Annotated in this window: 27 protein-coding genes, 2 pseudogenes and 1 other annotated feature; of the genes and pseudogenes, 20 read left to right on the forward strand and 9 right to left on the reverse strand. The window is 64.5% G+C overall.

Annotated elements, in window-relative coordinates; translation table 11 throughout:
* The 4 genes from drmC to C9J87_RS18095 all read left to right on the forward strand — a co-directional run bounded on the left by drmC (position 1) and on the right by C9J87_RS18095 (position 2,572).
* Positions 1 to 705 (forward strand): DISARM system phospholipase D-like protein DrmC, encoded by a 705-nt coding sequence (drmC, locus tag C9J87_RS18080; protein WP_198652399.1) that lies wholly within the window; start codon positions 1 to 3, stop codon positions 703 to 705.
* Positions 706 to 751: 46 nt separating this feature from the next.
* The gene (locus C9J87_RS18085) at positions 752 to 1,882 is read left to right on the forward strand and encodes a DNA cytosine methyltransferase (protein ID WP_107706266.1); all 1,131 of its coding nucleotides are present in this window, start codon (positions 752 to 754) and stop codon (positions 1,880 to 1,882) included.
* Positions 1,879 to 2,106 carry a hypothetical protein gene (locus tag C9J87_RS18090; protein ID WP_107706241.1) on the forward strand — a complete coding sequence of 76 codons (228 nt, stop codon included), beginning with the start codon at positions 1,879 to 1,881 and terminating at the stop codon, positions 2,104 to 2,106. The genes C9J87_RS18085 and C9J87_RS18090 overlap by 4 nt, the downstream gene beginning before the upstream one ends.
* Before the next feature lie 67 nt (positions 2,107 to 2,173).
* Entirely contained in the window at positions 2,174 to 2,572 is a 399-nt protein-coding gene (locus C9J87_RS18095; RefSeq protein WP_198652400.1) for a very short patch repair endonuclease, read from the forward strand.
* On the opposite strand, the gene C9J87_RS18100 is transcribed toward C9J87_RS18095, so the two are convergent.
* The 5 genes from C9J87_RS18100 to C9J87_RS18120 all read right to left on the reverse strand — a co-directional run bounded on the left by C9J87_RS18100 (position 2,556) and on the right by C9J87_RS18120 (position 7,730).
* Positions 2,556 to 3,458, reverse strand: a complete 903-nt coding sequence (locus C9J87_RS18100) for an HNH endonuclease (RefSeq protein ID WP_198652401.1) — start codon at positions 3,456 to 3,458, stop codon at positions 2,556 to 2,558. The two genes, C9J87_RS18095 and C9J87_RS18100, sit on opposite strands and share 17 nt — an antisense overlap.
* Before the next feature lie 5 nt (positions 3,459 to 3,463).
* Positions 3,464 to 5,533, reverse strand: a complete 2,070-nt coding sequence (locus C9J87_RS18105; protein WP_157953258.1) for a BbrUII/HgiDII family restriction enzyme — start codon at positions 5,531 to 5,533, stop codon at positions 3,464 to 3,466.
* A gap of 80 nt (positions 5,534 to 5,613) precedes the next feature.
* The gene (locus C9J87_RS18110) at positions 5,614 to 5,997 is read right to left on the reverse strand and encodes a DUF3846 domain-containing protein (RefSeq protein ID WP_456299534.1); all 384 of its coding nucleotides are present in this window, start codon (positions 5,995 to 5,997) and stop codon (positions 5,614 to 5,616) included.
* Positions 5,998 to 6,119: 122 nt separating this feature from the next.
* On the reverse strand, positions 6,120 to 6,407 hold the full coding sequence (locus C9J87_RS18115) for a tyrosine-type recombinase/integrase (RefSeq protein ID WP_107706245.1): 288 nt from the start codon (positions 6,405 to 6,407) through the stop codon (positions 6,120 to 6,122).
* A 25-nt stretch (positions 6,408 to 6,432) separates the two neighbouring features.
* Positions 6,433 to 7,730, reverse strand: a protein-coding gene (locus C9J87_RS18120; RefSeq protein ID WP_232820110.1) for an IS3 family transposase whose coding sequence is annotated in 2 segments (ribosomal slippage) — positions 6,433 to 7,436 and positions 7,436 to 7,730 — 1,299 coding nt in all. Because the reading frame shifts where the segments join, the coding sequence is not laid out codon by codon here.
* Positions 7,303 to 7,452: a sequence feature (AL1L pseudoknot), on the reverse strand. Its footprint overlaps the gene before it by 150 nt.
* Positions 7,731 to 7,804: 74 nt before the next feature.
* Between C9J87_RS18120 and C9J87_RS18125 the strand changes: the two genes are divergently transcribed.
* The gene (locus C9J87_RS18125; protein WP_157953259.1) at positions 7,805 to 8,779 is read left to right on the forward strand and encodes a Mu transposase domain-containing protein; all 975 of its coding nucleotides are present in this window, start codon (positions 7,805 to 7,807) and stop codon (positions 8,777 to 8,779) included.
* Positions 8,780 to 8,787: 8 nt separating this feature from the next.
* Positions 8,788 to 9,579: an IS21-like element helper ATPase IstB gene (istB, locus tag C9J87_RS18130; protein ID WP_269801761.1), complete on the forward strand. Its 792-nt coding sequence runs from the start codon at positions 8,788 to 8,790 to the stop codon at positions 9,577 to 9,579.
* Between the two features lie 278 nt (positions 9,580 to 9,857).
* On the opposite strand, the gene C9J87_RS19795 is transcribed toward istB, so the two are convergent.
* Positions 9,858 to 10,151, reverse strand: a complete 294-nt coding sequence (locus C9J87_RS19795; RefSeq protein ID WP_157953260.1) for a hypothetical protein — start codon at positions 10,149 to 10,151, stop codon at positions 9,858 to 9,860.
* A 130-nt stretch (positions 10,152 to 10,281) separates the two neighbouring features.
* Positions 10,282 to 10,917 (reverse strand): GntR family transcriptional regulator, encoded by a 636-nt coding sequence (locus C9J87_RS18140; protein WP_107706250.1) that lies wholly within the window; start codon positions 10,915 to 10,917, stop codon positions 10,282 to 10,284.
* A gap of 154 nt (positions 10,918 to 11,071) precedes the next feature.
* On the opposite strand from C9J87_RS18140, the gene C9J87_RS18145 reads away from it, so the two are divergent.
* From C9J87_RS18145 to C9J87_RS18205, 13 genes and pseudogenes are all read left to right on the forward strand, one after another.
* Positions 11,072 to 11,911 (forward strand): ABC transporter ATP-binding protein, encoded by an 840-nt coding sequence (locus C9J87_RS18145; RefSeq protein ID WP_232820111.1) that lies wholly within the window; start codon positions 11,072 to 11,074, stop codon positions 11,909 to 11,911.
* Positions 11,904 to 12,611, forward strand: a complete 708-nt coding sequence (locus C9J87_RS18150; RefSeq protein ID WP_107706252.1) for an ABC transporter ATP-binding protein — start codon at positions 11,904 to 11,906, stop codon at positions 12,609 to 12,611. Before C9J87_RS18145 ends, C9J87_RS18150 begins: the two co-directional genes overlap by 8 nt.
* A gap of 3 nt (positions 12,612 to 12,614) precedes the next feature.
* Complete coding sequence (locus C9J87_RS18155; RefSeq protein WP_107706253.1) at positions 12,615 to 13,505, forward strand: branched-chain amino acid ABC transporter permease; 891 nt, start codon at positions 12,615 to 12,617, stop codon at positions 13,503 to 13,505.
* Between the two features lies 1 nt (position 13,506).
* On the forward strand, positions 13,507 to 14,541 hold the full coding sequence (locus C9J87_RS18160; RefSeq protein WP_107706254.1) for a branched-chain amino acid ABC transporter permease: 1,035 nt from the start codon (positions 13,507 to 13,509) through the stop codon (positions 14,539 to 14,541).
* Between the two features lie 28 nt (positions 14,542 to 14,569).
* A complete protein-coding gene (locus tag C9J87_RS18165) occupies positions 14,570 to 15,739 on the forward strand; it encodes an ABC transporter substrate-binding protein (RefSeq protein ID WP_107706255.1) in 1,170 nt (389 codons plus the stop codon).
* 161 nt (positions 15,740 to 15,900) lie between these two features.
* Entirely contained in the window at positions 15,901 to 16,608 is a 708-nt protein-coding gene (locus tag C9J87_RS18170) for a cysteine hydrolase family protein (RefSeq protein ID WP_107706256.1), read from the forward strand.
* Positions 16,609 to 16,643: 35 nt separating this feature from the next.
* Positions 16,644 to 17,366, forward strand: a complete 723-nt coding sequence (locus C9J87_RS18175; RefSeq protein WP_198652402.1) for a 3-oxoacyl-ACP reductase family protein — start codon at positions 16,644 to 16,646, stop codon at positions 17,364 to 17,366.
* Positions 17,363 to 18,637 (forward strand): methylaspartate ammonia-lyase, encoded by a 1,275-nt coding sequence (locus tag C9J87_RS18180; protein ID WP_107706258.1) that lies wholly within the window; start codon positions 17,363 to 17,365, stop codon positions 18,635 to 18,637. Before C9J87_RS18175 ends, C9J87_RS18180 begins: the two co-directional genes overlap by 4 nt.
* Positions 18,634 to 19,860: a CaiB/BaiF CoA transferase family protein gene (locus C9J87_RS18185; protein ID WP_107706259.1), complete on the forward strand. Its 1,227-nt coding sequence runs from the start codon at positions 18,634 to 18,636 to the stop codon at positions 19,858 to 19,860. The genes C9J87_RS18180 and C9J87_RS18185 overlap by 4 nt, the downstream gene beginning before the upstream one ends.
* A gap of 41 nt (positions 19,861 to 19,901) precedes the next feature.
* On the forward strand, positions 19,902 to 20,678 hold the full coding sequence (locus C9J87_RS18190) for an SDR family NAD(P)-dependent oxidoreductase (RefSeq protein WP_107706260.1): 777 nt from the start codon (positions 19,902 to 19,904) through the stop codon (positions 20,676 to 20,678).
* A gap of 60 nt (positions 20,679 to 20,738) precedes the next feature.
* On the forward strand, positions 20,739 to 21,692 hold the full coding sequence (locus tag C9J87_RS18195) for a polysaccharide deacetylase family protein (RefSeq protein WP_232820112.1): 954 nt from the start codon (positions 20,739 to 20,741) through the stop codon (positions 21,690 to 21,692).
* 320 nt (positions 21,693 to 22,012) lie between these two features.
* A pseudogene (locus C9J87_RS18200) lies at positions 22,013 to 23,325 on the forward strand (IS110 family RNA-guided transposase).
* Between the two features lie 112 nt (positions 23,326 to 23,437).
* On the forward strand, positions 23,438 to 23,782 hold the full coding sequence (locus C9J87_RS18205; protein ID WP_198652403.1) for an ATP-binding protein: 345 nt from the start codon (positions 23,438 to 23,440) through the stop codon (positions 23,780 to 23,782).
* A gap of 261 nt (positions 23,783 to 24,043) precedes the next feature.
* On the opposite strand, the gene gabT is transcribed toward C9J87_RS18205, so the two are convergent.
* Positions 24,044 to 25,444: a 4-aminobutyrate--2-oxoglutarate transaminase gene (gene gabT / locus C9J87_RS18215; RefSeq protein ID WP_232820113.1), complete on the reverse strand. Its 1,401-nt coding sequence runs from the start codon at positions 25,442 to 25,444 to the stop codon at positions 24,044 to 24,046.
* A 104-nt stretch (positions 25,445 to 25,548) separates the two neighbouring features.
* On the opposite strand from gabT, the gene C9J87_RS18220 reads away from it, so the two are divergent.
* A complete protein-coding gene (locus tag C9J87_RS18220; RefSeq protein WP_107706261.1) occupies positions 25,549 to 25,851 on the forward strand; it encodes a LysR family transcriptional regulator in 303 nt (100 codons plus the stop codon).
* Between the two features lie 94 nt (positions 25,852 to 25,945).
* On the opposite strand, the pseudogene C9J87_RS20595 reads toward C9J87_RS18220, so the two are convergent.
* Positions 25,946 to 26,080: pseudogene (locus C9J87_RS20595) on the reverse strand (ISL3 family transposase); the annotation flags it as partial.
* Between the last annotated feature and the right edge of the window lie 102 nt (positions 26,081 to 26,182).

A 26,182-nucleotide genomic window follows, 5' to 3' on the forward strand; every position in this document is an offset into this window, starting at 1 on the left:
GTGACACCTGTTGCCCGGTTGGGCGAGCTATTGGCACCTGCAGAAGCAGGTGCGATCGCGGCTGCCCTGCGCCAACAACGGCTCCCGCACCTAGCTGCGCAACGTGCGTTCGCCGCCAATCGCGCGGAGGTCAAGACGCTCCTATCCCAGCTTGTCGCGACCATTGGGGATGCTGATTTGGCTGCCGCCGTTCTCGACGGCATCGCGGCCGTGCCTCGAGCCTTCGGACCCGAGCCCGTCTGGACGGCCCCGAACGTCCCGGGACTTGGCGGGCGGACCACCCTTGCCGTCGCTGACCTGATCAACCAAGCCACCGGCACGGTGTACGCGGCTACGTACTCCGCTGGCGCCGGATCCGACTACGTCCAAGCACTCGCGCATGCCATCGACCGGGGTGTCGAGGTAACCGTCATCCTTGACAAGGGCATGCAGGCGAAGACTGGGGGGCTAATCCCTAAGGCCCTCGCAGGCGCACGGGTTTGGGCCTACGCACCTGAGCCTGTCGGAGAGTACGTACCTCTGCAGCATGCCAAGTTCGTCATCGTCGATCGCACTGCCGCCCTGGTGACCAGCGCGAACTTCTCCAACGCCGCCGCAAGGCACAACCTTGAGTGTGGCCTGCTCAGCCATGACGCGACCGTCGCCGGGGAGCTCGTGCGGCAGCTGGAAACCCTGTACGAGCATGGCGCGCTGGTCGACTATTGAGCGCCCCGCCTATCGGGGCGCTTGACGCATGCTCGAGGATGTACGCATGCGCTCCGTAGGACTCTTTGCCGGGATCGGCGGCTTCGAGCTCGGGCTCCAACGGGCAGGCATCGACATAGAACTCCTCTGCGAGTATTGGGACCCAGCGGCCGCCGTCCTCAAGAGCCGGTTCGACGCCGACGTAGTTGGCGACATCCGCGACCTGGTTGCACTCCCGGAAGTCGACGTCGTAACGGCAGGATTTCCCTGCACCGACCTCAGCCAGGTCGGTCGCACTGCGGGGATCGACGGCAACGAGTCTGGTCTTGTGCGTGAGGCCTTCCGGCTTATTGAGAAGACGCCGCCCCGTTGGGTCGTTCTCGAGAATGTTCCCAACATGCTCAGCCTTGGTGGCGGGGCGGCGATGTCGTTCATTGCCGAGTGGTTCGAGGAGCGTGGCTGGAACTGGGCATATCGGACCGTGGATTCACAGCACTTCGGTCTACGGCAGCGCCGCCGCCGAGTATTCCTGGTCGCTTCTCGTTCGGAGGACCCGAGAGGCGTCCTCTTCGCAGACGACGCCGGCGCTCCCGTCCCGCGCGCGAGCCATGCTGCTTATGGGTTCTCCTGGACAGAGGGAAACCGCGGTGTCGGCTGGGGCGACGGCGTCACCCCGACGCTGAAGGGCGGGTCGAAACTGGGCATCGCTTCACCGCCCGCCGTATGGCGTCTTGGCGTCGATGCCGGTCAGGCCATTGCTAGACCGAGCGTTTGCACGGGAGAGAGGCTCCAAGGGTTCCGCGCCGGCTGGACGGATATTGGAGCCAAGGACGGTGTCCGCTGGAAGATGGTGGGCAACGCCGTTTCCGTTCCAGTAGCAAGCTGGATCGGACGTGGGCTTGCCTCACCGCGCGACGTGGTCGACGTCGATCGGCGCACACTGGCCGCAGGCGAGAGATGGACCGCTGCCGCCGCATCGATGGGAGGTGCCCGCGAGGCGTGGGCCCTGAGCGAGCGTCCGCTCGCATTGCCTGCGCGATCAACGCTCGCCGCATTGATCGACAAATATGGCGGCGTACCGTTGTCATATGGAGCGTCCAACGGCTTCTACACGCGGTTGCAAGCGAGTTCGCTACGGGTACGCGAAGACTTCCTTGTTGCACTCGCGGAACATGTCAGGCTGGTCGGTGCAAGATGATTAGCGATCCGATCGGAATCTTCCGCGCCCGCTCCACCAAGGACGGGGAGGCGTTCGAGCGCGACGGACAGTCATACTTCGCGATCAATCCCCTGCAGGAGCGGGCAAAGCCGGCCGGGGATCGTGACCTGTTCGAGATCCAGTTCGGCGACGGCATCTGGATGCTCGCACGGCTCGATGACCTGGTGCGGGTTGTCCCGAAGACCGACGAGGCTGGACGCTAGGACTGCGGTGTCTTCCGCACCAGTCGGGTCCGGGTCCTGGGCCGTAACGCCCGGGGTGCGCCGATCGATGCAGGGCAACCGCCGTAAGGACACCAGGCCAGAGCTGGCCGTCAGGCGCCTCCTGCACGCCGCCGGCCTGCGCTACCGGGTGGACGCCCGTCCGATCCCGGATCTCAACCGGCGCGCGGACATCCTGTTCACCCGCGCGCGGGTCGCCGTGTTCATTGACGGGTGCTTCTGGCACGGATGCCCGGAGCACCACACGGTGGCGAGATCCAATGAGGGGTACTGGGCCGAGAAGGTCAGTCGGAATCGAGAACGGGATCGTCATACCGATCAGGTACTCGAGAGCAATGCCTGGACGGTCCTTCGTGCTTGGGAGCACGAGCCGGCAGACGAGATAGCTCGGCGCGTGATCGATGCTGTCAGCGCAGGACGCGCCGCTGCCATCAGCCGGCGTGGCTGAAGGCGTCGAACCGATGAGCGAGACGATCCTTGTCGGGCTTCTGGGCGGCCCGTCGCGGCACCCACAGCGCCCGCCGGTCCATCTGTTGCAATCCATACTTCAACATCGGGCCATCGACCTCCGAGAGCACGTCTTTGTTGATGTGCACGACGTAGTCGGGTGAGATGCCGAGGATGTTCTCGTCATAGGCAGCGTGGTGGATCTTGCACAGTGCGAGTCCATTGGTAACGACTGGAAGTCCGTCAACAGCGGTGTCCGCCGTGATGTGGGCAGCGTCGAGGAGCGGCGTCTTCTTGAGGTCGCAGACAGCACATTTGAGCTCGTATGCGTCTAGGACTCGCGAGCGGAACTCCGGTTGATGCACGCGCTGACGAACGACCCGCTCGACGTAACGGCGCTGATCTTCGGTGAGATGTGCAGGGTCTGGGAGGAAACGGAGGCTCTCGTCGAGGGCCAGAAGGAAGCGGCGGTGGTCAGGCTCCTCCTTGACGACGTAGACAGGCATGACCGGCACGAACCGGCCGTCGGAGATCTTGCGGAGCATGACGATGGGCAGTCCAAGATGCATCGCCTCGCGGAGCTTGATATTCGACCCACCAAGCGGGTCTTGACCGGCCGGTCTCTTCTCGTATGAGTAACGGTAAAGCGAGTCACCATGGTCGCCGTCGTCGTATTCGCTGTCCGGGTCGCTCACGATCGTGAGCGTGCCGGCGTATGAGGATGGGTTCCAGATGCCCTTGCCGACGTCCTTCACCCGCTCTGGCCCAAAGCCGAAATCGACACGACCTAGCCACTTACTCGTCAGCACTGCGTGCTGCGCGAACTCCGTCGCGAGCGCATGCATCAATGCCTCACGTTTCGAGAACTCGACAGACAGGTCGATCACGAAACTCAGGATGACAGCTCGGTCAGCTCATGGACGGCAGAACCGTCGCCCAGAATCTCCGCCGCCGCCTGTTCTCCGGTCTGGTCTTCGCCGTCCAGTGACGCCAGAAGGCCGTCCAGCCGCTGGGCGCTCGCGGAAGCCTGGAGGTACTCGTCGTACTGCTTCAAGGCGTTTTCGATCAACTCGTCGTAGTAGACGATTCGTCCGTCGATCTGATCCAGGCATGAGTCGATGTAATCGTCATCATCCATTGGCAGTGTGGCAGTCACGCGAGGTTTGCTGCCCAACACGAAAACGATCTCCGTCCTCGGCTTGGGGTCACCTTGTTGCGTGAGGACCTGACGAAGCGCAACGGCGTAACGGCCACCTTGCGCCCTGAGGTCGTCGATGTCTGGGCGTACCGAATACTTCTTCAATTCCACGATGACGTGCTCGCCACCAGTAGAGGCATAGCGAATGTCGACGCGCCCACGGTCCTCCATCTCGGCGGGGTCGAGCTCGAAGTCGTCTTTCGCCATCCGCTTGAGGCTCTGCTCCATCCGCTCGCTTCCCATGGCGCGCTCCCAAGACGCGTCGAGCAGCCATAGATTCTCGAACAAGTGCTCCTGCAGGACCCGCTCCTTCTCGTCCGCGTCGGTCAGTTGCTGAAACTGGCGGATCGCGTCGATCCGTGAGCGAAGGATGTCGACCCACAGCCCTGACTCGTAGTCGGCCTGCCGCCCGAGAAGGGGAAGCAGGTCTTCAGCCGTAACGCGCGAGAGGGCGTCAAGGTCAGCGCTCGCCTTACGCAGTCCAACCCGTTCGAAGGCGAGGATCCCTGACCGAAACAGGTCAAGCCTCTGCCCCTCCGCGCTTCGCTCAAACTCAAGGCCCGCAATCGTGGAGATCATCTTCTCGGCGTACGGCTGCTGGTATGCGTCGAGATCATCGATCCACTGCTTGATCTTGGGGTACCGAGCCATCACATCCGGCGTCTCCTTCTTAGGCCGTCGCTCAGCCCACGTTTCGGAGGCTTTGAGGAATGCATGCCGGAGGAACGTTTGAAGGGCAACCACGCGATCGTCGTCTTCAATCAAGCGTTGGCGATCGCTGGTCGCGATGTCGTCCAGGTCGGTGACGTCGAGGAAATCCGCTTCGATCTGCCCCGTCACGTAGTTGCCGAAGACCTGACTGAAGTCGAGTTTCTCAATGATGCCCTCTTGAATCGGGCGCTTCCTCGCAAGCACGATAATGTTCTTGAGGGACCCTGCATCGGTGTCCTTGGTCAAGTCCCCAGGTTGCTTGGCTGTCCCGAACCAGCCGTGAACGGTCCAGCCCCGGGATTGGTCGATTACGCCAGGGAGCTCGAACCGTTCCACATTCCTAGGTAGCACGCGGTCCTCAAGGCGCTCGGCGCCGAACTCCCAAATGAATTGCAGGCTCTTGAGCTCCTGCCGGTCTTCCCACGTGAGGGCGTCGCCATCGATGACGATAGAGAACCCGCCCTTCTCCGGCGGCGTCTCGTCGAGGACGTCGAAGCGCCGAGCGAGCCGCTTGCGCAGCGCCGCAGCTGTGAGATCTGCTCGTTTCGTCCGCAGCGACGACAGCACAAGAGTGGTTCCGGGGGAGCGGTGCTCGTCCGGGATGTTTGAGAGCTCCAGCGGTTCGTAGTCCTGACCCGACTCGATCTTGGATCGGAGTTCATCCGCATCAATCTGGAAGCCGTTCGTTTCGCCGTCCTTTGTGGAGTACACCGTCACGACGTTGGCGATCGAGAACACGGAGAGCTTCCCGATCCCCTTGCGTCCCATGAATGGGCGCCCGAAGCGAGGCGACTCGTTGCCCTCGTTCGTGCCGTCGCGCTTGCGATACCCGACTTTGAGGAACCTTCCGTTCATCTCGTCGACTGTCATGCCGCCACCATCGTCGACGACGGTGACGCTGATGCCTTGGTTCCAGGTGATCTCGACCTGGGTGGCGTCGGCGTCGTAGGCGTTCGCGACAAGCTCCGACAACACCGCCGCCGCATTGCTGTACAGGTTGATGCCGAGAGAATCCAGAACGGAGAGGTCTACTGTCATCTTGTACTTGCCCACGACAGGTGAGCCTCTCACGCGGGGCGAGGCGCCGTGGCGTAAATGGCGGCGGTGCGGCGGTTTCATGACCGCTGAGTCGGCTAGCCCGGGATGACGTCGACGCCGATCTGGCGAAGTGCTTGCAACGTCCCATCCGTGACGTCGCCTGACACAAGATCGCCCGTGGGGCCGACCTCATCGCCCACGATCACTGCCCGACCATTGATGGTGTCGTCGGGGAAGAGACCGGCATGCAGTCGATGCGCGATCTTTGTTGCGAGCAGGTTCGTGGGAAGGGCCAGCTCCTTGCCGGATTCGTTCATCCAGAGCACGGAGCCTCCGTCGAGATCGATCGCCTCGATGGGACCGTTGATCATGTTCGCGATCGTCCCGGGGACGTTCGCGGATACAGGCCGTACCGATGCCACCTCATCCGATGGATCGATGACAATGGCTAGGACGGGGGCCGTGGCGTCTAATGGCACAGGCGCATTCTCGTCGAAACCCTCATCGGTTGTGCCCCTTCAGCAGAGCCGGACGTCGCAATCGATCCACTCCATGCCAATTTCAGGTCACCGTCGGCGGGGCGCTCATTAGATGCCGTAAGTCAGCTCGAACTCGACTCCGCCTGCGCAAGCGCTGACAGTCGCGCAGCGAGATCCTGCATCCGGTCAGCAGCCGCGTGCTGGTAGCGCATCGCGGCGCTGGGGGTCGAGTGGCCGGCCAACGCCATGAGCTCCGCGATGGTTGCTCCGGCGACGGCCGCGTTGGTTAGACCTGTGTGGCGGAGGTCGTGGAAGTGGAGGTCCTTACGACCCGCCAAGCGCCGCGCCTCGTACCACCCGTGGCCTTTGCGATTGATCGACTTGTCCTTGTTAAGGTTTGATTTCTGAATCGCCCCGGGTTTCGTGGAGGCTCGGTTACTTGGAACCTGTCCCTGTTGGGACGGGTGTCTGAGGGTAGTGCTCGGGCGTGATGCTGGCCCAGTGGTTGGTCTCGTACTCGGCGGGCGGGATCAGTCCGATTTCGCCGTGAAGGCGCCTGTGGTTGAACCAGTCGACGTACTCGGCGACGGCGATCTCGACGTCGGCCACGGACTTCCAGCCGCCCTTGGGGCGCATCACGGGGTTGCGGATGCACTCGGCCTTGAACAGCGAGTTCAGCGCCTCGGCCATCGCGTTGTCGTAGGAGTCGCCCTTGGAACCGACTGATGCGACGGCCTCAGCTTCGGCGAGCCGCTCGGTGTAGCGAATCGCTCGATACTGAACGCCCCTGTCGCTGTGATGGACCAAGCCACTGACGTCACGGCCGGCCCGCTGTCGGTTCCACAGGCCCATGTCGAGGGCATCCAGGGCCAGGTCGGTGCGCAACGAAGTGGACACCTGCCAGCCGACGATCATCCTGCTGAAGACGTCCAGGACGAACGCGACGTAGGTCCACCCAGAATGGGTTCTGACGTAGGTCAGGTCGGCCACCCAGAGCTGGTTCGGTCCGGTAGCGACGAACTTCCGATTGACCAGGTCTTCGGGCCGTTCGGTCTCAGCACCGTCACCGATCGTGGTCTTGCGGGTCTTCTCCCGCGGGATCCCGCGCAGGCCGACCTGCCGCATCAGCCGCTCGACAGTGCAACGGGCCACGCGGACGCCTTCGCGGTTGAGCTCGGCATGGACCTTCCGCGCACCGTAGACACCCAGGTTCGCCTTGTGGGCGACCTTGATGTCCTCAACCAGCTCTGCGTCGCGCACCGACCGCGCCGACGGCGGCCGGGTCCTCGCTGCGTAGTACGTGCTCGGGGCGATCTGCACACCAGCGTCCCGAAGGACAGTGCAGATCGGCTCGACCCCGAACCTGTCACGGTGCTGGCCGATGTAATCGACCAGCACCGCGGTAGGCACTGCTACTTGATCTTGCGGTCGAGCTCCGCAGCGGCGAAAAACGCTGCGCTCGTCTTGAGGATCTCGTTGGCTCGTCGAAGCTCACGGACCTCCCGCTCGAGCTCAACCAGCCGCGTCGCGTCGTCGGTCGAGGTGCCCGGCCGGACCCCGCCATCGACCTCGGCTTGGCGGACCCAGTTGCGCAAGGTCTCTGGATGCATGCCGAGCTGCTCAGCGATCCGCGAGATCGCACCCGACCTCGTGGCCGGGTCCCTCCTCGCGTCGACCGCCATCCGCGTCGCCCGCTCACGCAACTCGTCGGGGTACTTCCTGGGTGCTGCCATGACTCTCATCCTCCATGGATTGAGAGCCTCCATCAGACCCGGGGCGATTCACGGTCTACACGGCGGGAGAGATTGTGCAGTGCGACCTGTGGTTCCCCGGCAAGGTCATCCCCGTCGATACCCACGAGGCGTCCAAGACACCCGGGTGGGTCACGGGCCGGCCGGCGGCGGACCTCCCGGTCCTCACGATGATCGCGGCGTTCTCGGGGTTCATGATGGCGCTGTTGTTGCCGACCAGGAAGACCGGTGACCTACTCGCCGGAATGTGGCAGCTGCTCTCCGGGTTGGGTGGGGTCCCGAAGATGCTGGTGTGGGACAACGAGTCCGGGATCGGTCAACACCACCGGTTGACCCCGGGCGCGAGGGGCTTCGCCGGCACGCTCGGAACCCGGATCTACCAGACCGCGGCGCGTGACCCCGAAGCGAAGGGGATTGTCGAGCGGACCAACGGATTCCTCGATACATCCTTCATGCCCGGCCGCGTCTTCGATTCGCCGGGCGACTACAACACCCAGCTCGCCGGGTGGTTGCCGCAGGCGAACTCCCGGATGTTGCGCCGCACCGGACAGCAACCCGGGCACCGGATCCTCACCGATGTCGCGGCGATGGGGGCGCTGCCACCGCTCGCGCCGTCGTTGGGGACCAGCACCCGGGTCCGGTTGGGCCGCGACTACTACGTCCGCATCCTTGGCAACGACTACTCCGTCGACCCGTCGGTGATCGGCCGGTTCGTCGACGTCCACGCCGACCCCGACACCGTGAGGATCACCTGTGCCGGCACCCCGGTCGGGTCCCATCAGCGGTGCTGGTCAACGCACCAGACGATCACCGATCCCGCCCACGTGGTCACCGCGGCCGGGCTACGCGCCGCGTTCCAGGCCCGCACCGCTGCGATGCGTGGCCCCACCACCACCAGACCGGCGACCGGGACGGGAGCAGTCGTGGGGGTACGGGCGATGAGCGACTACGACGACCTCTTCGATCTCACCCCGAGTGTCACCGACGCGGCCGCGGTGGCCGCGCGGGCGCGACTCGAGGTCGTGCGATGAGAAGCCCGGTGACTGCTCAGCCCACAGGCAAGGACCTGGCCAGTGAGGTCGCGTTCTTGGCGCGTGAGCTCAAGACCCCGGTGATCAACGAGACCTTCGCCGTCCTCGGCGATCAGGCCCGGACCGAGGGCTGGTCGCACGAGGAGTACCTCGCCGCGGTCCTGGGCCGTCAGGTCGCCTCCAGAACGGCGAACGGGACCCGGATGCGGATCGCGGCAGCGCACTTCCCCGGGATCAAGACGATCGAGGACTTCTCCTTCGACCACATCCCTGCGACCACCCGTGACGTGATCGCGCACCTCGCCACGACCACGTTCATCGCGAAACGCGAGAACGTGGTGCTCCTCGGACCGCCCGGGACCGGGAAGACCCATCTGGGGATCGCGTTGGCGATCAAGGCCGCCGAGGCCTCCTACCCCGTCGCGTTCGACTCCGCGACCCGGTGGATCGAGCGGCTCGCCGCCGCTCACGCCCAAGGGCTGCTCGAGCGCGAGCTGCGCAAACTGAACAGGTATCGGCTCCTGGTCATCGACGAGGTCGGCTACCTACCGTTCGACACCGCGGCCGCGTCACTGTTCTTCCAGCTCATCGCCTCACGCTACGAGACCGGATCGGTGGTCGTGACCTCGAATCTCGCGTTCTCACGCTGGGGCGAGACCCTCGGCGACGATGTCGTCGCCGCAGCCACCATCGATCGCCTCGTCCACCACGCCCAGGTCATCGCCCTGGACGGCGAGTCCTACCGGACCCGCGCACACCGCCCCGGACCACCACCCGCGACCCGCACCACAACCACCTAAAGACCACCAAGAAACCGACCGAAGGGGGTCAACTTTCGATCGGCAAAGGGGGGTCAGTTTTCAACCGGCGTTGACAGCGAGTCGCTGACCTCCGCAAGCCCGCCTTATGGCGCGCTAACTGCGAACGTGGCGCGCCCTCACCGGGGGCCAAGACCGGCGATTAGCGGGGTGTCAGAAGAGCCCAAAAAGCAGCGCAAACACAGGCCGGGCGGGATCGGGTTCGCGACACCCGGCTGAAGGCGGCGCGGGAGCGCCGGTTGCGGTTGGACCCAGAGCTGTTAGCGCGAGAGCAGCGCATCGACGAGGCCGCGGTCGATGTCGAGATTGCCTGGGAGGCTCGGGCCGAGGCTGAGCGGGATGTGGCGGTGGCTGAGGTAGCAGCCGCTGCCGCCGTCGAGCGGCTCGTCGATGAGCGGCTTGCGGTCAGGGATGTCGTGCGGTTGACCGGGCTCGACCAGGCGACGGTACGTCGTCTGCGTCAGCTTCAGAACCTGACCAGCGACGATGCCGACCGAGGTCGCCGATGATGAGGCTGCCGGCGATTGTGAGGAGCCACTTTGGTGAGCCTTCAATGTTGTCTCCCGGCACGTATGAGTAACTCCGGACCGCTTAACACGCAGTATCGCTCGTGCATGCCTCCGGCACTCTGTGACGATGCGGCCCTACGGAAGTGGGCCATCCAGATGTACTGATGGCGACCAATCAAAACAGCAATTGCACGAGTTGACTGGAGGCGTGCAGGTGGCGACGCATGGCGGCCTCGGCTTGTTCGGGGGCGCGGGTCTCGAGCGCTGCTAGCAGGTCCGAATGGGAAAGCATCGCCTCCACCCGGGCGGGTCTGTTGCTCCAGTACCACCGCCAGAAGCGCACACTGTACAGAAGGAGCCGGTCTGCCGCGTCTTGGAGAAGTGGGTTCCGGATCATGTGTACGAGGAACGTATGGACGGCGTGGTCGTCCTTCAAGAACTGCTCGTGGTCGGCCGAGGCCCGAGCCTCGTCTGCGTTCGAGATGAGCGCTCGCAGCGTCGCTAAGTCATCATCGGTCGCCTTCGAGGCAGCGATGTAGGCAACGCCGCATTGGATCGCCTCGCGGGCCTCGAACATGTCCAAGACATCGTCGAGGGAAAGGGGAGTAACGATGGTGCCGCGGCGTGGGATGACAGTGATGAGGCGGTCTTGGGCCAAGCGCGCCAAGGCCTCGCGTACCGGTACTCGTCCGAGGTCAAGGGCGTCCGCAACCGACTGTTCGTTCACGAACGCGCCTGGAGCCAAGCGCAGATCCAAGATCATCTCCAGAATCCGCTCATAGGCGATGTCGCTCGCCCTTGCTCTGGCCACCCGCGGCTCCTAGGTCCGATCGTTGCGAGTTGTCGTCTTAGCTGCTTCCGACGACCCAAAAGTCGTTGACTTGATGACAGTACGCCAGTTATACATGTCACCACCAGTTGGTGTATCAGTCCAACATCACGTGATATATCAGGAACGAGACCTCGTGGCGAGCGAAGACAAGAGCGATCTGAGGAGTCCCGAGGACCGTGGGACGACGCACTCCTCGGCCGACGAACTCCTGCACGTCGCTGGTCTTGGCCGCAAGTTCGGTGGTTTGACGGCTCTGGCCGACTATGACGTCGACCTGCGTTCCGGAGAGCTGCTCGGGATTATCGGGCCCAACGGCGCCGGCAAGACCACGTTGTTCAATGTGTTGACGGGCCTGGTACCCCCTTCGTCCGGCGAGGTGCGCTTCTGCGGGAAGGACCAAACGGGCGCGGCGCCTCAGCGGCTGGCCGAGGTTGGCATGGCGAGGACGTTTCAGAACATCAGAAACTTTGCCAGCTTGTCCGTGATCGACAACGTGAAGGTCGCGCTGCAGCTGCATGAGTCCGTGCCTCTGTGGCAGACCATCGTGGGGACCAGGCGCTATCGCGCCGATCAGGCACGTATCCATGATCGTGCAGTCGATCTGCTGGAGCTGCTTCAGCTGGACCAGGCGCGGGACCACCGCGCAGATGGGCTCCCGTACGGAGCCCAACGACGGCTGGAGATCGCATGCGCTCTGGCACTTTCCCCCAAGCTTCTGCTGCTCGACGAACCCGCGGCGGGGATGAATCCGACCGAGACCCTTGAGCTGATGCATCTGATTCGGCGTGTGCACGAGGAGTTCAAGTTGACGATCATGCTGATCGAGCACAACGTCCACTTCATCATGACGATCTGCCATCGCATCCAGGTGCTGAACTACGGACGCGTCATTGCCGAGGGCGAGCCGGCCTACATCCGCAAGCACCCGGCGGTCATCGAGGCGTACCTAGGCCACGGAGCCAGCGATGCTTGAAATCAAAGACTTGCACGTCTCCTACGGCAAGATCGCCGCCCTTCGCGGGGTCAGCCTGAGCGTTGCCGAAGGCGAGATCGTCACCGTGGTCGGCGGCAACGGCGCCGGCAAGACCACCACGCTGAGGACGATCTCCGGTGTACTGAAGCCCGTCTCCGGAAGCATCACGTTCGAGGGGGAGAGCCTGGTTGGCCTTGTCTCGGAGAAAGTCGTGAGGCGTGGCATCTCACACTCACCCGAGGGCCGCCTCATCTTCGGCCGGCTGTCGATTGCCGAAAATCTCAGACTCGGGGCGTACAACCGCAAGGACAGCGCGGGGATCGCCTCGGACCTAGACCGGATGTACGAGATGTTCCCTGTCCTCGCTGACCGTCGCAGCCAGCGGGCGGGCACTCTCAGCGGTGGAGAGCAGCAGATGCTGGCGATCGGGCGCTCCCTGATGAGCAACCCCAGGCTGCTACTGCTCGATGAACCGTCCTTGGGTCTCGCACCACTCATCGTCGAGCAGATATTCAAGGTGATCGTCGACCTGAGGCAGCAAGGCGTAACGATCCTGCTCGTGGAGCAGAACGCGAACGAGGCGCTGCGGATCTCCGACCGTGCCTACGTCCTGGAGACCGGTGAGGTGGCGATGCAAGGCCCCTCAGATCAGATGCTCAAAGACCCGAAGCTGCGCACGGCCTACCTGGGGGTTGATTGATTCATGGATTACGTACTGCAGCAACTGGCCAACGGGCTGGCTCTAGGAAGCATCTACGCGTTGCTCGCCATCGGCTTGACCATGGTGTACGGCATTCTGCGCCTGATCAACTTCGCGCACGGCGACCTGATGATGTTGGGTGCCTACCTGGCTGCGGTCGTCATCGGCAGCGCCTACATTCCCATAGTGCTGGCGGTGCTTGTGCCAACAGTTGTCATCGGCATTGCGGGACTCCTGGTGGAGCGGACCGCCTACAAGCCCCTGCGCGGCGCTCCGGAAGTCGCGATGCTCATCACCTCCCTGGGTGTCAGCAGGCTGCTCCAGAACAGCACCGTCATGGGCCTCAGCCCGCAGCCGCGATCGTTCAAGTTGCCGGGGGACCTCACAACAAGCTTTGAGATCGCCGGAATCCGCCTCACCATGCTGGACCTGCTGACCCTGGGTCTCGTTGTCGTCCTCATGGTGGGGCTGAGCGTATTCATCAACAAGTCCCGCACGGGCATGGCGATGCGAGCGTCGAGCGAGAACCTCCAGGCGGCGCGCCTCATCGGCATCAACGTCAACCACGTAATCGGTGCTGCCTTTGTTTTGGGCTCGGCTCTTGCCGGTCTCGCCGGTTTTCTGTGGGCCGGGCGATACGGGATCATCGATCCATTCATGGGCTTCGAGCCGGGCCTCAAGGCGTTCGTCGCTGCGGTCATCGGCGGGATCGGGTCGATCCGCGGCGCCGTCGTGGGGGGCATGATCTTGGGAGTGGCCGAGATCGGCTTCGTGGGCTTCCTGCCCCCAGAGTTCTCCGGGTTCCGAGACGCCTTTGTGTTCGGACTGCTTCTTCTCGTCTTGCTCGTGCGCCCGAACGGCCTGTTCGGTACGTCCGAGGTCGAGAGAGCCTGACATGCGACGAGCCATTCCCGTCCTTGCCGGACTCGTTCTTCTTGTTGCTTTGCTGGCCCTCGCGGACATGAGCCTGAACAGCTACTACCTGCGAATCCTTGGCTTGATGGGGATCTACATCGTGCTGACGGTGAGCCTGAATCTGCCGAACGGCTTCACCGGCGACTTCTCCTTGGGGCACGCCGCCTTCATGGCGGTGGGTGGCTACTGCGCAGCCGTCCTGACCATGCCGCTGGTTTCAAAGGAGCTGCTGCTAACTGAGTTGCCCACATGGCTGCAGGAGACGGTTGTACCGTTCCCGATCGCCACGGTGGCCGGCGGACTCCTTGCCGCGCTGGTGGCGCTGCCGGTCGGCCTGGTGGTGCTGCGGTTGCGAGGACACTACCTCGCGGTGGCCACGATTGGGCTACTGATCGTCGTGCAGGGCATCGCCACCAACTGGGATTCCGTCACGCGAGGTGCACGGGGCTTGAGCGGGCTTCAGCCGCACACGACGCTGTGGTGGTCGTTCGGCTGGGCGGTCGTGACCATCTTCGTGGTGTGGCGGATGGCGTATTCGCCCTTCGGACGCGCCATGGTGTCGATTCGCGACGATCCGCTGGCTGCGGCATGCCGTGGCGTGCGCGTCTTCCGCACCCGGCTCGTCGCATTCATCGTCAGCGCCTTCTTCGCCGGCGTGGGTGGTTCGCTGCTCGCCCATCAGATCACCGCGGTCACCCCGAGCACCTACTCGTTCGACGTCACCTTCTTGGTCATCATCATGCTGGTGGTCGGCGGCATGGGCAGCGTCACGGGCTCGGTCATCGGCGCAGTCATCATGACGGTCGTCCCGGTGCTGCTCCGCGATCTCGAACGCGAGCTCGACATGGTGGGGACCGCGCAGCTCGTCATCGCCGGTGCACTCATCGCCTTCATGATCTTCCGGCGCCAGGGCCTCATGGGAACGCGTGAGTTCCGTCTGGCCGGCCGTTTTGGCCCGAAGGCAAGCTCGCCGTCTCCGGCACCTGACCAGTCACAAACGCCGACATCTTCTTAACCCAACCGAAGTTCAGGAAGGAATCAGTATGAACCGCACGAACGCTCAAGCGATCGTCGCCGCAGCAGGAGCAATGCTGCTACTCGCAGCATGTGGAGGAGGAGGAAGTGAAGGCGGAGGCGAAGACGGACCCATCGTCATCGGCGCGGTCTACAGCGTCACGGGTTCTCAGTCGTCGATCGACGAGCCGGGACTGAAGGGTTTCGAGCTCGCGGCCAAGCAGATCAACGAGGACGGCGGTGTCCTCGGCAGAGATATTGAGGTGTCCCACGTCGACGCTGCCTCGGACCAGACGACGTTGACCAACGTCGTGTCCGAGCTCATCGATAACGACGGTGCGGTGGCGCTGGGAGGCATCAACGACTCCACGTTCGCTCTGGCGGCCGGGCCCATTGCCCAGTCGTCGCAGGTGCCGTTCGTCGTGTCGGGTGCCACCTTGCCGACGCTGCCCGAGCAGATTGGTGACTACTTCTTCATGGTGCCCTTCGGTGACGACGCTCAGGCGTTCGCCATCGCTGACTACGGGTTGAACGAGCTCGAGGGCCAGACAGCGTGGGTACTGGTGGACCAGGCGTACGACTTCACGACGGCGCTGAACACCTTCTTCCAGCAACGCTGGGAGGAGGGTGGCGGTGAGATCCTTCTCGAGGACTCGTACCAGTCGGGCGACACCGATTACTCCGCCCAGATCGCGCGACTGCAGGATCTAGAGAAGCAGCCGGACGTGCTCTTCGTCTCCGCCATCCCCAACGAGGCCGGCATCATCACCAAGCAGATCCGCGACGCGGGCCTCACTCAGCCGATTCTCTCCGGTGACGGCTACGACACTCCGCTGCTGGCCGACGTCGCAGGGGAGAACGCCGATGACGTCTACTTCTCGACGCACGTTTCGCTGGACAGTGACGATGAGCAGGTGTCTGGCTTCGTGGCCGCGTACGAGGAGGAGTACGGCACCAAGCCCGAGAACGCGTTCGCCGCACTCGGCTACGACACCATGAACCTCATCGCTGATGCGATCGAACGGGGTGAGGACGCCTCATCGGAGGCGATTCGCGATGCTCTCGCGGACACCTCAGGCTTCGATGCGGTCACTGGGAACATCGCCTATGAGGGCGAGAGCCGCAAACCCACCAAGTCCGTGACCATCATCGAGGTCCAGGACGGCGTCTACGAGTTCGCCGACGAGGTGACGCCTTAGCACGCGCTCACGTTACCGGTTCCGGGTCCGTGGTCCAGCGGCCCGGAGCCGGTGCCGGTGCCGGTGCCCGGAGCCGGTGCCCGGAGCGTCCGCGTTCCTGCGGAACGTATGAAGCTCGAGCGCTTGTCGGTGCCCGGGACTCAACTAATGGGAGAGGACCGTTGATCACACTTGAGGGCAAGCAGGTCTACACGGACCTGAAGGAACTCGTCGATCCCGCGCACACCGCTCTGGTGCTGGTCGACATGCAGTGCGACTTCATCGAGGAGGATGGGGCCTTCGGACAGATGGGCATCGATCTGAGCATGTATGCCCAGAGCAGGGCACGCCTCAAGCGGTTGCTTGCCAGCGCCCGAGCCAACAACGCCCTTGTCGTGCACATTCAGAACACCGCACTGCCGAGACGTCTCAGTGACTCCCCGAGCCAGATCCGCTTCAACCTGCGCATGCACGCGGCTGCTCGAGGCAGCGAGGAACCGTTGCGCTACACCATCCCCGGTACGCCAGGCCACCAATTCGTCGCCGACCTGGCACCAGATGGCGAGGAGCTGGTCGTGAGCAAGTACCGGTCGAGTGCATTCTGGGGCACCAACCTCGACCTGCTCTTGCGAAGCAACGGGATCGAGACGGTCGTCGTGACCGGCTGCACTACGGAAGGATGCGTCGAGTCCACCGCCCGCGACGCCATGTTCAGCAACTACTACGTGGTCATCGCCGAGGATTGTGTGGCAAGTGACGACCGCGCACAGCACGACGCCTCCATGCTGCTCATGCGCCACCGGTTTGACGTGGCTGACAGCAGCGACGTTGCCGCCGTCTGGTCGGCTGCGCCGGCCGGTTCTGTGCCTCAGGAGAGAGAGCAGCGATGACAGGTGGCGCTCGCAAGCTCGAGGGAGCTGTCGCGGTGATCACCGGGGCCGCCTCAGGCATCGGGGCTGGTATCGCCCGAGCCTTCGCGGTTGAGGGCGCCGTCGTCGTGGTCGTGGATCTCGTCGCGCCCGCGTACGTCGAAGCTCAACTCGCTGAACTGTCCAGCCACGGGCACGAAGCTGTCTTCGTTAGAGCCGATATCGCCGATGAGTCGTCGGTAGCGGCCATGGCGGAGGAGGTGCTCGAAAGGGTCGGACACGTCGACATCCTCGTCAACAATGCTGGCATCTTCACTCAGGCGCTTGTCGAGGACCTGCCGACCGCCGACTGGGACCGTGTGCTCGCGGTGAACCTTCGAGGCACCTTTCTGTGCACGAAAGCGTTCCTGGGCCGAATGCTCGACGCCGGAAGCGGTCGTATCATCAATATCGCCTCTCAGCTCGGTCAAATTGGTGGCGCTGAGGTCGCCCACTACGCGGCGAGCAAGGCCGGCGTCATTGGTTTCACCAAGTCGCTCGCCCGGGAGGTCGCGGCGCGCGGGGTGCTGGTGAACGCGATCGCGCCTGGTCCCATCCACACTCCACTCTTGGATACGGAGACGGAGGAATGGCGCTCCGCCAAGCTCGCCGAGCTGCCGATCGGTCGTTTCGGCGAGGTCGACGAGGTCACCCCGACCGCTGTGCTGCTCGCGTCAGCTGACGGCTCCTACTACGTGGGTCAGACGCTGGGCCCCAACGGCGGGGACGTGATGCTGTGAGGATCCAGGACGTCGTCTGCGTCCCCGTTCGCTCGGGCTTCTACCGCGACGACCAGGCAGCGATCCGGGCCGGCGCAGGACACGACGGTTGGCTGTATGCCGGAGCGCCTCTGACGCCGGGGTTCCGGGCCATCCGCGAGCCTGGCGAGGCGGTCTCGGTCCTCCTGGTCCTCGACGACGGGCAGGTCGCCGTGGGGGACTGCGCTGAGGTGCAGTACTCCGGTGCCGGTGGCCGCGCACCCGTGTTCTCGTCAGCAGAGGCCGTCAATGTCATCGCCCGCTTGGCTCCAGTGCTGACTTCCGCTGAGTGGACCGACTTTCGCTCCGCGGCCGAGCACATCGACCGATATGTTGCCGACGGGGATCGACTCGCCCCAGCGGTGAGATACGGCGTCACTCAGGCCCTTCTGCATGCGCGGTCATTGGACCAGGGCCTCACCATGGCCGAGGTCGTGCGCGAGGAGTACAGCACCGGGGCAGAACTGGTGCCTGTCCCGATCTACGCGCAAACCGGCGACGACCGCTACACCAACGTGGACAAGATGATCATGAAGGAGGTCGACGTCCTTCCGCATGGCCTCATCAACCATGTTGCGACCAAATTGGGCGCTAACGGTGAACTGCTCCGCGACTACGTCAGCTGGCTCAGCCGGCGGATTCTGGCCGTGCGCAGCAGCCCCGCGTACTCTCCTCGGCTGCACATCGACACCTACGGCACCATCGGGCTCGCCTTCGGGACCGACCTCCAGCGAGTGGCCGACTACCTCGCACTGCTCAGTGAGTGCGCCGCCCCCTTCAAGCTGAGCGTGGAGCACCCCATCGACGCCGGCAGTCGAGACGCCCAGGTGGAGGTGTACGCGGCGCTGCGCGCCGTTCTTCGAGCCAAGGGTGTGCCAGTGGACCTGGTCGTGGATGAATGGTGCAACACGCTCGAGGACATCGAGGCATTCGTCGCCGCCGCCGCGGCGGACGTGATCCACGTCAAGATGCCGGACCTCGGGGGCGTGAACAACACCATCGAGGCGTTACTTCACGTGAAGCGCAACGGCCTTGCCGCCTACTGCGGTGGGACGTGCAACGAGACCGACGTCTCGGGACGGGTAAGCGCCCACGTCGCGATGGCCTGCGATGCCGACCAGGTATTGGCCAAACCGGGCATGGGCGTGGACGAAGGACTGATGGTGGTGGGTAATGAGATGGCCCGTGTCGCGGCTCTCGCTCGAAGCCGCACACAATCGAGACCCGGCTCGCCATCAGAGCGTGCGACATGAAACCACTGGAGGATGTCCGGATCCTCGCCATCGAGCAGTACGGCGCCGGACCGTTCGGTAGCCTGCAGCTTGCCGATCTCGGAGCGGATGTGATCAAGCTCGAGGACCCGGGCAGCGGCGGCGACGTCGGGCGCTATGTCGTGCCGATGCAGCACGGTGAGGACAGCGTCTTCTTCGAGGTCTTCAACCGCAACAAGCGCAGTCTGAGCCTCGACCTCAACGCGCCAGCAGGGCGCGAAGTCTTCAACGAGCTGGTCAAGGTCAGCGACGTCGTCTTCTCGAACCTTCGCGGTGACGTCCCGGCCAAGCTCGGCATCCGGTATGTCGACCTGAAGGACATCAATCCTGCGATCGTCTGCTGTTCCCTAAGCGGTTTCGGCATGACGGGTCCGCGTAGCGCCGAGCCCGGATACGACTACATCATGCAGGGCATCGCCGGATGGATGAGCCTAACTGGGGAGCCCCACGGGGCGCCCACAAAATCCGGGCTCTCAGTAGTCGACTACTCAGGTGGCCTGGTGGCAGCGATCTCCATCCTGGCGGCGCTGCACGCGTCTCGCCGGGACGGCGTCGGATGCGACTGCGACGTAAGCCTGTTCGACACGGCGGTCGCGATGCTCACATATCCCGCCGGATGGGCGCTCAACAGCGACTTCGAGCCAGCCCGCACCCACCACTCGGCTCACCCCTCGTTGGTGCCATTCCAGGTGTTCCGCTCCGCTGACGAGTGGATCGTCGTGGCCTGCCCAAAGGAGAAGTTCTGGCGCCGCCTCGCCGGGGTGATCGGGCGACCGGACCTTGCGGAGGATGACCGCTTCGGTACGTTCGAGGCGCGCCACCGAAATTCCGTCGATCTCTTGACGCTGCTGGATTCCGTGTTCGTGACCCGGACGTCGGACGACTGGCTGGCAGCTCTGAAGGCCGCCGGAGTGCCATGTGGCCCGGTCAACTCGGTAAGAGACGCCCTCGCAGATCCGCAGACCCTCGCTCGAGACATGCTCGTCAGCATCGAGCATCCGGACTTCGGGACCGTCATCCAGGTCGCGAGTGCCGTGCGTGTCGGCAACGAACGGATCGATCAACGGCGTGCCCCGCGCCGCCACGAGCACGCGGATGCGATCTTGGCGGGTTTGCTGGGCTACACGTCAACGCAGGTCGAGCAGCGGGCCGCCCAGGGTGCGTTCGGAGCCGCCGATGGCCTTCCTGGTAGTGACGCACACTGACCTCGCCTGTGGGCGCAACCAAATATGAAGGAGCAGACCACATGTTCGATCTCACCGGCCAAGTAGCACTAGTTACCGGCGCGGCGTCTGGCATCGGCGCGGCCACGGCACGTGTCTTCGCTGAGGCCGGCGCCGATCTGGCTCTTGCCTGGTATCCGCCGGACGGGCACGACATCGGACCGGTGGTCGCTGCGGTGGAGCGGGCCGGAAGGCGTGCCGTCGTAGCCGAGGTGGACGTGACGAACTCGGCTGACGTTGATGGCCTTGTCGAGCGCGCGGCATCGGAACTCGGCGGTATGCACGTGGTCGTGGCAAACGCCGGAATCGCGCGCAAGGTGCAGCTCGCCGATCTCGACGACACTGCGTGGAACCTCGTCCTCGACGTCGACCTCAACGGGGCCTGGAGGTGCTTCCGAGCCGCGCTGCCTCACATGCAAAGGGCCGGCTTCGGCCGCCTGATCGCCACGTCATCGGTTGCAGGAACGGTGTCCGCCTGGCCCGAGCATTCGCACTATGCCGCCGCGAAGGCAGGACTCGTGGGGCTCGTACGGTCTCTGGCCGTCGAGTTCGGACCCTCAGGTGTGACGTCGAACGCGGTGGCGCCGGGCGTGATCCGCACCCCGCAGGCCCTGGACCCGGTCAACTCTCTGGGCCCCGCCGGAGTCGACGCCGTCGCAGCCAAGATTCCGGCCGGCCGGGTCGGGACCCCAGAAGACATCGCGTATGTGTATCAGTTCCTGGCCAGCAAGGAGGCCGCCTATGTGAACGGCCAACTGCTCGTGGTCGACGGCGCACGCCACCTCGCCGGCCTCGACTGAGGCTCGTCGCCCCCACGCACTCGTCACCCAGCCCTTCCAACAAGACACAGGAGAACCATCGTGGTTCAGCTCGATCCCCAATTCTTCCGACAGACCGACATCCCCGACGTCCAGGGCCCGCCACGGGAACTGGTGGGGTACGGCGAGCACCCACCTCGCGTCCGCTGGCAAGACGACGCCAAGGTCGCTGTAAATATCGTGGTCAACTACGAGGAGGGATCCGAGAAGTCCTTCGCAATGGGCGACCGGGTCAACGACGGGCTCTATGAGCTTCCGTTCGCGGTAGACGACCAGCGAGACCTGGCAGTCGAATCTATGTACGAGTACGGCTCCAGGGCCGGGATCTGGCGGCTGTTCCGCATCTTCGACGCCGCGGACATTCCGGTAACGTTCTTCGCAGCCGCAGTGGCCTTGGAGCGCAACCCGGCGGTCGCGGTGAAGTTGGCTGGTCGTGGCGACGAGGCGGCTGGCCACGGTTACCGCTGGAGCAATCACTTCGAAATGAACAGGGACGAGGAGCGGGAGGCCATCAAACGCGCGGTAGCGTCGATAGAGAAGACGACAGGCAATCGTCCCAACGGCTGGTACTGCCGTGAGATGAGCGTCAACACACGCGAGTTGGTGGTGGAGGAGGGCGGTTTCCTCTACGACTCTGACACCTATAACGAGGATCTGCCGTACTGGACCACCATGGCGGGGAAGAGTCACCTGGTAGTCCCGTACTCATTGGTGGTCAACGACGCGCGCTATATCGTCGGCACGGGGTACGCCAGCCCCGACGACTTTTTCGCCACGGCGAAGGCCAGTCTCGACCGCCTCCGCAACGACGGGGACGACGTGGGTCGGATGATGTCGATTGGGCTGCACCCGCGCATCACCGGAAACCCGGCCCGGGCCGACGCGTTGGCCAGGTTCATCGACTACGCGCAGGGATTCGAAGACGTGGCGTTTATGCGCCGCGTCGATATCGCCCGTACCTTCGCTGAGCAAGTCCCCGCCCCGTCGCAGTCTTGACGTGCGCTGTCTGGCCCGCCCTTTGGGCAGGTCAGCATCCCGGCGCCTTCGTTCCTTGGCGCACCAGGGTGCGCGAAGATTCGGCGGGTGCCGCTTGGGTTGTAGCCGGCTTGGGCGGGTTCGGCGCACACTGGTGGGGTTCGTCGTGGTCGACCCCGAATCGTCTGTAGTGCCTGTGAGCCTGTAGGTCAGCATGGTGGTGGAGGGCTCCACGGGAACCGTGGATTGTTGCCTTGAGCACGAGTGTCAGACTTCGAATTCTCCCTGCCCTTCCCACGACGGACACCAGTGATGATCCGTCGCACGAGGAGGAGGCAGTCATGGAAGTCGTCCACAGCCGCTGTGCCGGGCTCGACATCTCCAAGAAGGACGCGAAGGTCTGCGTCCGGGTCGCGGGGGCAGGTCGCCGCAAAACGATCGAAACTGTCACGACGTGGTCCTCGATGACCAACCAGGTCCTCGCGCTCCGCGAGCATCTCGCCGACCAGCAGGTCAGCTGTGTGGTGCTGGAAGCGACCGGCGATTGTCGGCAACGCTGGAAAATGAGGCCGATCCGACGCTATGGCCTCGTTTTCAAGCGTCGTCGACAGGCGATTACTGGAAGCCGTTCTACTACCTCCTCGAAGACCTGCCCGGTGTTGAGGTGATGCTGGTCAACGCCCGGCATGTGAAGAACCTCCCGGGCCGCAAGAGTGATGTCTCAGATGCGACGTGGCTGGCGCAGCTCGGCGCCCACGGACTGGTCCGAGGATCGTTCGTGCCGCCCGAGCCGATCCGGATCCTGCGGGACCTGACCCGGGCCCGGACCGCGATCACCCGCGAACGCGGCCGGGAGGTCCAGCGACTCGAGAAGCTTCTCAAGGACGCCGGGATCAAGCTCTCCGCGGTGGCCTCCGACATCACCGGTGTCTCCGGACGCCTGATGCTGGCGGCACTGATCGAGGGCCAACGCGATCCCGCAGCGTTGGCGGACCTGGCGAAGCGTCGGTTGCGTTCGAAGATCCCTGCCCTGACCGAGGCGCTGACGGGGCGGTTCAGCGAGCACCACGCGTTCTTGGCCCAGGTCCACCTGGACCTGATCGACCGTCACACCGAGGCGATCGAGGAGATCACCGCCCGGATCGAGGTGGTGATCGAGCCCTTTCAAGGATTCCGGGACCTGATCGCCACCATCCCCGGGATCGCCACCCTGACAACTGCCGACGTGATCATTGCCGAGACCGGCGCCGACATGACCCGGTTCCCTACCGCCGGCCACCTCGCCTCCTGGGCCGGCACCACACCGGGCAGCAACGAATCCGCCGGCAGGGTGAAATCGACCAAGACTCGACCCGGAAACCCCTACCTACAAGGGGCGCTCGGGGCCGCGGCGATGACACTTGCCAGGAGCCCGAACACCTACCTCGGCGCCCAGTACCGCCGGATCGCGTCACGACGCGGGCCGATGAAGGCCAACGTCGCCATCCAGCACAAGATGCTCATCACGATCTGGCACATGGGCACCACCGGCACGATCTATGAGGACCTCGGAGCCGACTACTTCACCAGACTCCACCCCGAACGCGCCAAGAACCGTGCTCTTCACCAGCTCGAAGCGATGGGCTACGAAGTCACTCTCGACCGCGTCGGGTAACGGCCCAAGCCCCTTTGGACGCCCAGTCAAACACTCGGCCGTGCCAACCGCCCGGGACTGCCCCCGGTTGTCGCGTACACAGCGGAGCGGTCTGATACGAAGATTCCCTTTCGTGGCCGCCCGCCTGGACAACCGCCTCGAGGCCGAGATGCGCAAACTCGCCCGCGTCGACCTCCTCATCCTCGACGACTTCGCACTACGGGCACTCGATCCGACCGAGACCAACGACTTCTACGAGCTCATCGTCGAGCGGCACCGCAAAGCCTCCACGATCGTGACCTCGAACCGAGAACCCTCCGAGTGGCTGTCGATGATGAGCGACGCGCTGCTCGCCCAGTCCGCGATCGACCGACTCACCTCAGGCGCACACACCCTGATCATCGAAGGCCCCGTCCTACCGACAACGAGACCGACTCAACAGCGTGGCGCCGTTGACGCCGAAAGTGAGGCTCTGTGATGCTCACCAACACTTCCAGGTGGTCCCATGCTCGTGGCAACGCGGGGGTCCCATCACGCTGGCAAGCGACAGTCGGAGCCTGCAGTCCCCAAAGTTGGCGCCAAGAACGCGAGCTCTCTACGAGCGAAACATGAAACAGCTGGTGAGGCCCGTGTTCGAGGGCTACACCCTGCGCGAGATCAACGTGAGCAAGGTCGACCATGGCCAAGCCGCCAGGCCGAGCCCGACCTCCGCGAGAAGCTCGCCACCTGGCGGGCAAGCTCACCCAGAGCCTGAGCTCGCCGTGTGCTGGTGGACCGTCATCACGTCTCCCTTCAAGGCCTTGGCCAAGACGTCCAGACCATCGACGAGGAGCGCCTCGCTGATGGTTAGCGGCGGCAAGAAGCGGAGCACGTTGCCGTAGGTTCCGCAGGTCAGCACGATGACGCCCTGCTGGTGAGCTGCCCTTGCGAGCGCCCGAGCGAGTTCCGGGTCGGGCTCGGAGGTGCCGGCCTGGACGAGCTCGATGGCGATCATGGCCCCCCGGCCGCGGACGTCACCGATCCGGTCGTCATCGGCCTGCAGCAGGTGCAGCCGGTCCTTCATCAGCCGCTCGATGTTGCGGGCCCGCTCCAGCAGGCCCTCGGCCTCGATAGTCTCGATAGCGGCGAGCGCAGCGGCGCAGGCAAGCGGGTTGCCTCCATAGGTGCCGCCCAGTCCGCCGACATGCGGGGCGTCCATGATCTCGGCGCGTCCCGTGACCGCGGACAGCGGCAGACCTCCCGCGATACCCTTGGCGGTCACGATGAGGTCCGGAACCACCCCCTCGTGGTCGCATGCGAACAGGTCCCCGGTCCGGGCGAATCCGGTCTGCACCTCGTCGGCGACGAAGACGACGCCGTTGGCACGGCACCACTCGGCCAGGGCGGGCAGGAAGCCTGGGGCGGGCACGATGAAACCACCTTCGCCCTGGATGGGCTCGATGACGACGGCGGCGAGGTTCGTTGCTCCGACCTGCTTCTCGATGTGGTCGATCGCGCGCACCGCGGCTTCCGGGCCGTCCAGGGTCGTGTGATCGCGGTAGGGGTATGACAGCGGTGCTCGGTAGACCTCGGGTGCGAAAGGTCCGAATCCGTGCTTGTACGGCATGTTCTTCGCCGTCATTGCCATAGTGAGGTTGGTGCGGCCGTGATAGGCATGGTCGAATACCACGACTGCATCTCGACGGGTATGTGCGCGGGCGATCTTGACGGCGTTCTCGATCGCCTCGGCGCCGGAGTTGAACAGCACGGTGCGCTTGTCGTGCTCGCCTGGGGTGAGCCGGTTCAGGGTCTCGGCCACCGCGACATAGACCTCGTACGGAGTCACCATGAAGCAGGTGTGCGTAAACGCCTCCACCTGGGCCTGAACCGCGGCCACCACCCGCGGAGCGCTGGCGCCCACCGTGGTCACCGCGATGCCCGAGCCGAGGTCGATCAGGTGGTTCCCGTCGACGTCGACCACGATGCCTCCCTCCGCGCGGGCCGCGAAGACGGACATGGTCGTGCCCACACCACCCGCGACAGCAGAGGCCTTCCGGTCCATCAGTTCGCGGGAGCGGGGGCCGGGGAGCGCGGTCACGAGGGTGCGCTGTTGCGTGACGGCCGTGTTTGGCAGGGGAGTGGCGTGCGGGGTCGCAGTCACGGAGTCTCTCCTCGTTTCAGCGGGGTCGACAGTAGTGTGCAGAGCGCATGCCTATGCTGTCTAATACCTGTTACTCACTGTCTGCATGACCCGCGAAACCGTAGATGGGGGATAACGACGGAACTGCGGCGCCTGTTTTGGTTGTCGCCACCGTCGACACGGGCATCGTCAGCGCGGGCGCCGATCGTCTGTACGTCCCGCAGTCCGGGCTGTCCCGCCATCTGCGCCAGATCGATCTCGAACTGGAAATCACGCTCTCCGAACGGCCCGGAGGCCGCCTGACCGTGTCGCGGACCGGCCTGCCGTTGCGCGGAACCTGCTGGCGCGCCCCCGGGCCGCTGGGTGAAGCCCTCCGCCCGCCTCTCCGCCGCCAGCCCGTTGCGGAAGGGACCGGTGCCTGCTCGTAGAGCGAGGCGCCCGCCCCGAGCATGCGGGACGCGCGCCGCACTTTGTCGGCGGGCAGTCACTACCTATCAGTTGTGCAAGTCAAGCAGCCCGTGCTCGCTGGTCGCGCAACGCGTGGGAGGCCAGGATCGACGCTCGGTGTTTGACGATCCCTCGTTGGAGGTTGACGAACGAGGGGCTCCGGCAGGCGCGGGCCCACCTGATCCAGACCTCGACAGCTCCTTCGGCCTCCGCCTAGGGTCGACGCTGAGCATGTCGTCCCACAGGGTGTCACTCAGTTCGGCCAACGCCGAGCGCCGCAGGATCCCGGCGTTGGCGACTGCGATGTCGAGG

Origin of the sequence: Nocardioides allogilvus (assembly GCF_003047285.1) — a bacterium.
GTDB lineage: Bacteria > Actinomycetota > Actinomycetes > Propionibacteriales > Nocardioidaceae > Nocardioides > Nocardioides allogilvus.

What these genes read in the sequence shown, in the direction of transcription:
- C9J87_RS18190 (WP_107706260.1), top strand. Translation starts at nt 19,902, where the DNA reads ATGTTCGATCTCACCGGCCAAGTAGCACTAGTTACCGGCGCGGCGTCT.
- C9J87_RS18095 (WP_198652400.1), top strand. Translation starts at nt 2,174, where the DNA reads ATGCAGGGCAACCGCCGTAAGGACACCAGGCCAGAGCTGGCCGTCAGG.
- C9J87_RS18155 (WP_107706253.1), top strand. Translation starts at nt 12,615, where the DNA reads ATGGATTACGTACTGCAGCAACTGGCCAACGGGCTGGCTCTAGGAAGC.
- C9J87_RS18185 (WP_107706259.1), top strand. Translation starts at nt 18,634, where the DNA reads ATGAAACCACTGGAGGATGTCCGGATCCTCGCCATCGAGCAGTACGGC.
- C9J87_RS18090 (WP_107706241.1), top strand. Translation starts at nt 1,879, where the DNA reads ATGATTAGCGATCCGATCGGAATCTTCCGCGCCCGCTCCACCAAGGAC.
- C9J87_RS18085 (WP_107706266.1), top strand. Translation starts at nt 752, where the DNA reads ATGCGCTCCGTAGGACTCTTTGCCGGGATCGGCGGCTTCGAGCTCGGG.
- C9J87_RS18150 (WP_107706252.1), top strand. Translation starts at nt 11,904, where the DNA reads ATGCTTGAAATCAAAGACTTGCACGTCTCCTACGGCAAGATCGCCGCC.
- C9J87_RS18220 (WP_107706261.1), top strand. Translation starts at nt 25,549, where the DNA reads ATGGGGGATAACGACGGAACTGCGGCGCCTGTTTTGGTTGTCGCCACC.
- C9J87_RS18165 (WP_107706255.1), top strand. Translation starts at nt 14,570, where the DNA reads ATGAACCGCACGAACGCTCAAGCGATCGTCGCCGCAGCAGGAGCAATG.
- C9J87_RS18160 (WP_107706254.1), top strand. Translation starts at nt 13,507, where the DNA reads ATGCGACGAGCCATTCCCGTCCTTGCCGGACTCGTTCTTCTTGTTGCT.